Here is a 6875-nt window from a genome sequence, read left to right as displayed (position 1 = left end):
GCTTGCTCCCGCTGGAGTGCGCAGCGCTCCCGCTTTTTTTGGGGCCGCTACGCAGCCCAGCGGGAGCAAGCTCCCTCGCCACAACAGCTCTTTCCCTAAAGCAAGCTCCCTTGCCACAGGGATCAAGTTAAGGGGCCTTGAACACAACCTGCTGCACATCGACCTTTTTCGGGATCAGGCCGTTGGCAAAAAACGCGTCGGCGGTACGTTGCTGGTTGGCGATATCCACCGCTTCCAATGGCCGGCTCGGCGTCGGCGAGCGGTGCTGGAAGTAACTCTCCACCACCGCCGGCTGCAAGCCCAATGTCTTGGCCATCAGCGCGACGCTTTCGTCATGCTGGTCCAGCGACAACCGCTGCGCCTGGGCAAACACCTTGAGAATCGCCGCAATCGCCTGCGGGTGCTGCTTGGCAAACGGCCCGCTGGCGATGAAGAAACTGCCCGCCGGGTTCAGCCCCTGGCCATCCCCCAGCACCTTCGCCGAACCGTCCACCACGGCCGCCGAGTAGTACGGGTCCCACACCACCCAGGCGTCGACCTTGCCTTGTTCAAACGCGGCACGGCCGTCGGAGGGCGACAGGTACACCACGTTCACGTCCTTCCACTGCAAGCCGGCACGCAACAAACTTTTGAGGAACAGGTTGTGGGCGCTGGAACCCTTGAGCAACGCCACGCGCTTGCCCTTGAGTTCGGCCACGTTTTGCACGGTGCTGTCCTTGGGCAGCAGGATGGCTTCGGTGCGCCCGTCATTGGGCTCGACGCCGATGTAGCGAATGTCGATGCCGGCAGCCTGGGCGAAGATCGGCGGGATGTCGCCGATATTGCCGATGTCGATGCTGCCGCCATTTAGGGCTTCGATCAGCGGCGGGCCGCCGAGGAATTCGATCCACTCGACCTTGGTGCCCGGCAACCCTTGCTCGAACAGGTGATGCTCACGGGCGAGCACCATGCTCACCGAGCTTTTCTGGTAGCCGACGCGCAGGGTGGCCGGTTCTGCCGCCAGCAGCGGCCCGGCGCACAGTGCCAGCAGTGTGGCTGCGATGAACTTGCGCATCAGAGACTCTCCTTGACCTTGGCCGCGACGTCCGCCGGCACCCACTGCTGCCAGACCTGCGGCTGTTCTTTCAGGAACGCTTCGGCCACCTGGCGCGGCGCGGTACGTTTCTCGGCCATTTGCGCGAGGATGCCGTTGAGCAGGTCAATCGGCAGGTCGACTTTTTCAAAGAACGTCACCAGTTGCGGGTACTGCGCCTTGAACGGCGCCGACACGCCAATCGCCAGGTGCGCTGGCATCGAACGAGTACCGATGGGGTGCGAGTTGTTGGCGTCGGCCAGGGTCTTCCAGGCTTCGGCGTTGAACGGTGGTTCTTCCAGTTTGATCAACTTGAAGCGCCCCAGCAGTGGCGTCGGCGACCAGTAGTAGAACAGCACCGGCTTGCCGCGACGGATCGAGGATGCAACCTCGGCATCCAGCGCCGCGCCGGAGCCGGTGCGGAAGTTGACGTAGCTGTCGGTCAGGCCATAGGCCTTGAGTTTCTGGCTGTTGACGATCTCCGAGGTCCAGCCGGTGGGGCTGTTGAGGAAGCGCCCACGGGTCGGGTCTTCGGGGTCGCGGAACACGTCTTTGTAGCGGGCCAGGTCGGCGACGGATTTAAGCTCCGGGGCCAGGGGTTTGATGCCCCGTTCGGCGTCGCCCTTGATCACGTATTCCGGCACCCACCAGCCTTCGGTAGCGCCTTTGACGGTGTCGCCCAGGCCGAACACCTTGCCTTCGCTTTCGGCCTTGACCCACGCCGGACTGCGCCCGGCCCACTCTTCGCCGATCACCTGGATATCGTCCTTGGCCAGGGCGGCCTCCAGGCTCACGGTGCTGCCGGGCAAGGTGTCGGTGGGCAGGCCATAGCCTTTCTCGACGATCAGGCGCAGCACTTCGGTGATCAGGCTGCCGCTTTCCCAGGTGATGTCACCGAAGTGGATCGGTTTGGCAGGTTCGGCGGCCGTGGCTGATTGTGCCAGGACGGTGAATGCCAATAGCGAGCCACCGAGCAGGTTTTTTAGTGTTCTCATGAGTAGCCTCTTGGAGATTCAAAACAGATCCAGAGTGGGCAGTGTCAGTGTGGGAGCTGGCTTGCCTGCGATGCAGACACCTCGGTTTTCCAGGAAGACCGAGGTGATGCAATCGCAGGCAAGCCAGCTCCCACAGTTGATCTCCACACCCTTCAAGATCAGGGTTTAAAAGTCATAACTGAGCCGCGTGTAGTAAAACGCCCCTTCCGGCGCCGTCGGCGACAGGTAGCTGTATTGCTGGCCCGGGGTCTGGCGCAAACGGGTGTTGTAGTCGTCAGGCTTGCTGTCGAACAGGTTGTTGACGCCCACCGACACCCGCAGTTGTTTGGTGAAGGCGTAGTTCACGTCCAGGTCGGTGGTCCATTGCGCGCTGAAGGTCTGGTCGTACTGGGCGTTGGCTTCGCTGGAGGCGTATTTGCGGTACTTGCCGTAACGGGTTTCGTTGAGGGCGATGGTCCATTGGTTGAGTTTGTGGACCGCGCCAAACACCAGCTTGTCTTCCGGGTAACCGTGCTCCAGGAAGCCACGGGATTCACGGGTCAGCACTTCGAAGCCGTTGGGGTTTTCGTGGACCTTCTCGATGGTGGTGCGGGCCTTGGTGTAGCCCGCCGACAGGTTCAGGTTGCCGAACTGCTCAAGGTCCAGGTTGTACTTGCCCACGATGTCGACGCCACGGGTGCGGGTGTCGGCGGCGTTGGTCATGAACTGCGCCCAGGAGTACTGGCCGTAGCCGGCGTCCTTGAGGATCTGCTCGGCCAGCGGCCCGGAAATGCCACCGCTGAACAGCAGGCGGTCACGAATCGAGATCTGGTAGGCGTCGATGGTCAGCGAGGCCTGGTCGGTTGGGCGCAGCACCAGGCCCAGGGAGAAGTTGGTGGACTTCTCGGGCTTCAGCGGCTGTGCACCTAGGGCTCGGGCGGCCGGGTTGTCGGCCGGCAGCATGCGGGTCAGCACCGGGTTGCCGTTGGCGTCGAGGTTGGTGGTGGTGGTCCAGGAGGTGCCGATCTGGCCCAGGCTGGGCGCGTGGTAGGCATTGTTGACCGTGGCCCGCAGGCCGACTTTCGGGGTGAAGTCATAGCGCGCCGAGAGTTTGCCGGTGGTGGCTGAACCGAAGTCCGAGTAGTGCTCGGTACGCCCGGCAATGCCCACCTGGAGCTTGTCGGTGACCTGGTTTTCCAGGCCGAAATACACGCCGCCCACATCACGTTTGAAGGTGCCGGCGTCGTCCGGGGTCAGGCCCGAGGCCTGCACCGCGCCAACCTGCACGCCGTCGATGCCACCGTAGGAATAGGAATCGTAGTCGCCGGCCTCCAGCCGGTATTGCTCATGCCGGTAGGCGACGCCCGCCGACACGGTGAGTGGATGGCTCGACCAGTCGACGTTCAGATCCTTGGCGTAATCCAGGGTGATGTTGGTCTGGTCGTTGACCAGGGTGGCGACGTTGAACTTGGTCGGGCTGTTGATCCCGTAGCTCGGGTTGACGGTGTTGAAAGCCAGTTCGTCGTGCTCGTCGCGGCCATAGGTGGCGCTCAAATCGAAGCGGCCGATGCTCTCGTCTTCATAGCGGGTGCCGACGGTGACGGCGCCGTCTTCATAGCGATAGCGGTATTTCGGGATGGTGCCGTTGGGGTAGATCCCGGCCACGTTGTTCGGGCTGCTGGCCAGCAGCGGCGGCGTGTTGTTTACCGAAGTGTCCTGGCCGAAGGTGGCGAAACTGTAGAGGCGCCATTGGTCGTTCAGGCCGATTTCGGCGTTGGCCGCCAAGTTGTATTTGTCGCGCCCGGCACCGCCCCAGCGCGGGTCTTGTACCTGGCCGTCGGCGACGTATTTGTCGCCGATGTCATCGGGTTTGTTGTTCAGGGTATTGAAGCTCAGGGTCAGGAAACCATCCCCCGGCAAGCCGATGCCGTACCAGCCATCGGTGGTTTTGCTGAAGCCGTCGCCCTGGGCGTATTTGCCCAGTTGGGTGTTGATGCCGCCACCGCTGTCGCGCTCCTTGAGCACGATGTTGACCACCCCCGCCACCGCGTCCGAACCGTATTGCGCCGAGGCACCGTCGCGCAGCACTTCGACGTGGTCGATGGCGCTGATGGGGATCATGTCGAGGTCCACCGGCTGAGCGCCAATGAACGGCACGCCACCGGAAATGTTCACCACCGCCGAGGTGTGCCGGCGCTTGCCGTTGATCAGCACCAGGGTCTGGTCCGGGGACAAGCCGCGCAGGGAGGCGCCTTTCGGGTCCTGGCCGCGGGTGGCGCTGTTGTTCTGCGGAAAGTTGAACGAGGGCAGCAGTTGGAACAGCGCCTGGTTGAGGCTGGTGGCGCCGGTTTGCTTGAGTTCTTCGGCGTTGATCACATCCACCGGGGCGCTGCTGGTGAGGGCCGTGGCGTCACTGCGACGGGTACCGATGGCGACCACACGGTCGAGGGTCGGCGCCTGGGCTTCGGCGGTTTGCGCCTTGATGCTGTTGCTGGCAGGCGCGACTTTGGCGCCTTCCTTGATGATGAATGCACCGTCCGGGCTGACCTGGACTTGCAGGCCGGTGCCCTTGAGCGCGGCGTCTACCGCCTGTTGCGCCGACAGCGAACCGTCGACCCGCGCCGAGGAATAATTGCCCAGTTGCGGCGTGAAGGAAATCACCTGGCCGCTCTGGCGGCTGATGTTCAGCAGCACTTCGTCCAGCGGGCCGGGCGCGATGTGATAGACCTGGCGCGCCTCTTCGGCGCTGGCAGCGAAAGACAGGAACAGACTGGCCAACGGCACCAGGGCAAAGGTTCGAAGCGGTGTACGGTTGAATGGGCTCACGTTGGCTCCCCCCAAGGAAACTCCTGAGCGCTGCTCCCCGCAGCGCTTACGGGAGTGATGTGGGATGGCCGGGGGAAAACTTGCAGATCGTTTGGTTATGTCGATAGAACCGACATTCTGAAACGACGCGGTCAACTGTGGGAGCTGTCGAGCTTTAGCGAGGCTGCGATGGTATCGCTGCGGTACATCTGAGAGGCCGAGGTGCTCGCATCGCAGGCAAGCCAGCTCCCACATTGACCGAGGTGAACCGTTTTCAGGTGGCACTGACGGTCACCCACAACCCGGTCCGGCGGGTGATGTGGATCGGCAGGGTGCGTGCCAGGGTGTCGAGGATCTGGTCGGGATTGTCGAGGCGGTACAGGCCGCTGACCCGCAACCCTGCCACCGCCGGATCGAGGCGCAGCACACCGTTGTGATACGGGCGCAGTGCGTCGATCACTTCCACCAGCGGGCGGTCGCGCACTTGCAGGAAACCGTCGATCCACGCCGTCGCCCCCGAGGAACTGGCCAGCACCGGGCCGAAGCCGAAGCGGTCATAAGTCACCTCGTGCCCGGCCTCCAGTTGCAGGCGTTCACCGTTCTGGCCGTCGATCTCCAGGGCACCGTTGAGCGCCACCACATGGCCCTGCCCTTCGCGCTCGCGCAGCAACAGGCGATTGCCCAAGGCATGCAGTCGAGCTTGATCGGTCTGAATGAAAAACGGTCGGTTGCTGTCCCTGGCAATCTTCACCAGCAACTCGCCATCGCGCAGGCGCACCACGCGGTGTTGCGGGTCGAACTGGATGTCGGCGGCACTGCGGGCGTTGAGCAGTAACTCGCTGCCATCCGCCAGCGCTACAGTGCGCCGTTCGCCGGTGCCGGTGCGGATATCGGCGGTCAAATCCTCCACCACCGGCCGGGCCAGCCAACCGGCGCCCAGCATCAGGCCAGCGCCCACCAGGGCGCCGCGCAACACCGTGCGGCGGCTGGATGGCGCGTCCAGTGCCTGCTGCAATACCTTGCCGCTGACGCCTTGGGCCTGCGGAATTTGAAACACACCGAGGCGGGTTTCCAGTTGTTGGCACAAGGCTTCGTGACGCGGGTCTGCGGCGCGCCACTGATGGTAACGCTGCCAGTCGGCGGCACTCGCCTCGCCGGAGCGCAGCAACACCACCCAGCGAGTGGCGCTGTCGATCAGGTCGTCGCTCATTCCAGGCACAGCCGCAGGCAGCGGTTGACGGCACGGGTCATGTAGTCGCTGACCGAGCGTTGGGAAATGCCCAGCTCGGCCGCGATTTCCGGGTAGGTCAGGCCATTGAGTTGCGACAGCAGAAAGGTCGCCTTGACCTTGGCCGGCAAGCCGTCGAGCAACTGGTCGATGGCCAGCAGGGCTTCGAGCATCTGCGCCAAATCCTCAGGGGATGGCGCGGGCGAGGTTTCGTCCTGGTCGAGGGCGTCGAGGTAGGCGCGCTCCAGGTCACGGCGACGCCACAGCTGGTACATCAGGCGTTGGGCGATGGTGGTGAGCAAGGCGCGTGGCTGGCGGATCGGCGCCACGCCCGGGGAACTCAACAGTTGGACGAAGGTGTCGGCGGCGATGTCTTCGGCGTGGGCACGGGAATCGAGATGGCGGTGCAAACGGCCGCACAGCCAGTCGTAATGACTGCGGAATAATCCGCCCACGTAATCGCTGTGAGAAGTGTCGGCGCCGGACATAGTGGCTCCATCTGAGTAGGTTGCGCGTTATGTCCGGTGTTCCGGTGGAGCGATCCTAGCAAGGCTGCTTATTCTTTAATAATATTTAAACGGTATTTTTATATAACCGATCGATCACACGCTCTGCGTGTGAATGCCGCCTTGGACGCTCTGCGTCTGCTTTGAAATCGTGATGCAGAGCGTCACAGGATGCATTCCAACGCGGAGCGTGGGAACGATCATTGGAGGCGTGGATAACCCAAGGCTTCAGCCAGCTGCCGGTAATCCAGCAGCACCTGGTAATCCGCTTCGGTAGCGGGCAGCACTTC

The 6875-nt window shown here is 63.1% G+C and carries 5 protein-coding genes and 1 pseudogene; all 6 read right to left on the bottom strand.

Annotated elements, in window-relative coordinates; genetic code table 11:
• Positions 1-127: 127 nt before the first annotated feature.
• On the bottom strand, positions 128-1054 hold the full coding sequence (locus HX873_RS30360; protein WP_177123671.1) for an aliphatic sulfonate ABC transporter substrate-binding protein: 927 nt from the start codon (positions 1052-1054) through the stop codon (positions 128-130).
• The gene (locus HX873_RS30355) at positions 1054-2067 is read right to left on the bottom strand and encodes an ABC transporter substrate-binding protein (RefSeq protein ID WP_177123669.1); all 1014 of its coding nucleotides are present in this window, start codon (positions 2065-2067) and stop codon (positions 1054-1056) included. Before HX873_RS30355 ends, HX873_RS30360 begins: the two co-directional genes overlap by 1 nt.
• A gap of 165 nt (positions 2068-2232) precedes the next feature.
• On the bottom strand, positions 2233-4872 hold the full coding sequence (locus tag HX873_RS30350) for a TonB-dependent receptor (RefSeq protein WP_102369756.1): 2640 nt from the start codon (positions 4870-4872) through the stop codon (positions 2233-2235).
• 253 nt (positions 4873-5125) lie between these two features.
• On the bottom strand, positions 5126-6061 hold the full coding sequence (locus HX873_RS30345) for a FecR domain-containing protein (RefSeq protein WP_177035215.1): 936 nt from the start codon (positions 6059-6061) through the stop codon (positions 5126-5128).
• On the bottom strand, positions 6058-6567 hold the full coding sequence (locus HX873_RS30340) for a sigma-70 family RNA polymerase sigma factor (RefSeq protein ID WP_177123667.1): 510 nt from the start codon (positions 6565-6567) through the stop codon (positions 6058-6060). The genes HX873_RS30345 and HX873_RS30340 overlap by 4 nt, the downstream gene beginning before the upstream one ends.
• 218 nt (positions 6568-6785) lie before the next feature.
• Positions 6786-6875, bottom strand: a pseudogene (locus HX873_RS31920) (phosphate ABC transporter substrate-binding protein); the annotation flags it as partial.

Origin of the sequence: Pseudomonas sp. P7758, assembly GCF_013386485.1 — a bacterium.
In the GTDB taxonomy this organism is placed as follows: domain Bacteria; phylum Pseudomonadota; class Gammaproteobacteria; order Pseudomonadales; family Pseudomonadaceae; genus Aquipseudomonas.
Note: the sequence above shows the minus strand (reverse complement) of the source record. Positions and strands in the feature narration are given on the sequence as shown.

Coding starts and splice junctions, on each gene's coding strand:
- HX873_RS30360 (WP_177123671.1), bottom strand. CDS start 1,054: ATGCGCAAGTTCATCGCAGCCACACTGCTGGCACTGTGCGCCGGGCCG.
- HX873_RS30355 (WP_177123669.1), bottom strand. CDS start 2,067: ATGAGAACACTAAAAAACCTGCTCGGTGGCTCGCTATTGGCATTCACC.
- HX873_RS30345 (WP_177035215.1), bottom strand. CDS start 6,061: ATGAGCGACGACCTGATCGACAGCGCCACTCGCTGGGTGGTGTTGCTG.
- HX873_RS30340 (WP_177123667.1), bottom strand. CDS start 6,567: ATGTCCGGCGCCGACACTTCTCACAGCGATTACGTGGGCGGATTATTC.